At 76.0% G+C, this 1252-nt stretch carries 1 protein-coding gene; it reads right to left on the minus strand.

Annotated features, from left to right (window positions below; translation table 11 throughout):
• Positions 1–324 precede the first annotated feature (324 nt).
• Positions 325–1252, minus strand: a 928-nt coding sequence (locus JFN87_RS33165; RefSeq protein ID WP_504739804.1) for an NsdA family TPR-like regulatory protein, incomplete at its 5' end; no start/stop codon positions are given.

Below are 1252 nucleotides of genomic sequence, written 5' to 3' on the forward strand. Positions count from 1 at the left end.
GCCCCCCCCTCTTCTGAAGTGGAATCAGCCATGACAGGTACAGAGGTGACTGGAGTTCAGACATGAGCTCTACCGATCAAGCGGGCTGCCGACCGTGCGATGCGGCCGAGCGGTACACACTTCCCGACGCGTAGCGCGCCGCTGTCCTCCCGCCTCGGGCGGGCAGACCGACCGCCGCCGGCGCGACCACCGTGGTGACCCGCACCGCGCCCGTGCATACGGGCAGCTGGCCCCGCGCAAGCCGCAAGGCCACCGCGGGGGCCGCTCCGGCCCGCGCCGGGCGCGGCGGGTCGCATGGCGCCGTCGCGCCGTCGTGCGGTGCCGTCAGCTCAGGGCCGTCACGCGGTCGCGGTACGTGCGTACCGCGACCGCGTCCCGGTGCGGCTCCAGGCGGCGTTCGAAGTCGCGTACGTACTCGACCGCCCGCACCGACCTCATCTCCGACGCGGCCTGCGCCGCCTCGGCGCCCAGCGTGCATGCCTGGTCGAGCTCGCCGAGGCCCAGCCGCGCCGTGGCCAGCACCACCGTGCAGAACAGCCTGCTGCGCGCCTGCTCGGGCCCCCGCAGGCTCAGTGAGCGCTCCGCGTGCTGCGCCGCCGCGCGGTACTGGGACAGGTCCCTGTGGCAGTGCCCGAACTCGTCCGCGAGCTGCGCCTCGTCGAAGAACCGCGCCCAGTGCGGCACCTCGTCCCCCGGCCGCGCGGCCTCCAGCGCCCGCTCGGCGCGCAGCAGGGCGGACGTGCACGCGCGCGCGTCCCCGAGTACGCCGTGCCCCCGCGCCTCCGCCGCCTGGAGCAGCGCCTGCACGACCGGCGGCGCCGACGCGCCCACGCCCTGCTGCGCCACGCGCGCGAGCTGCACCGCCTCGCGCCCGTGGCTGAGGTACACCGCCTGGCGGCTCATCGTCACGAGCACGTACGAGCCGTACGCCCGGTCGTCCGCCGCCTGCGAGAGCCGCAGCGCCTGGACGAAGTAGCGCTGCGCGAGGCCGTGGGCGGCGATGTCGTACGACGTCCAGCCGGCGAGCCTCGTCAGGTCGGCCACGGCGCCGAAAAGGCGCCGTCCGACGGTCTCCCCGTACAGGCCGCGCAGCATCGGCTCGGCCTCGTGTTCGAGGTAGCGCACGAGCGCCTGGCGGGCGTGGCCGCCGCCGTAGCGCTGGTCGAGGGCGCGGAAGAGCTCGCCCACCGACCTGAGGGCCGCGATGTCGCCCGCCGAGACCCGGGGGCCCGGCGCGCCCGCGCCGCCGGTG

The sequence above is a fragment of the Streptomyces montanisoli genome (assembly GCF_017813245.1).
GTDB lineage: Bacteria > Actinomycetota > Actinomycetes > Streptomycetales > Streptomycetaceae > Streptomyces > Streptomyces montanisoli.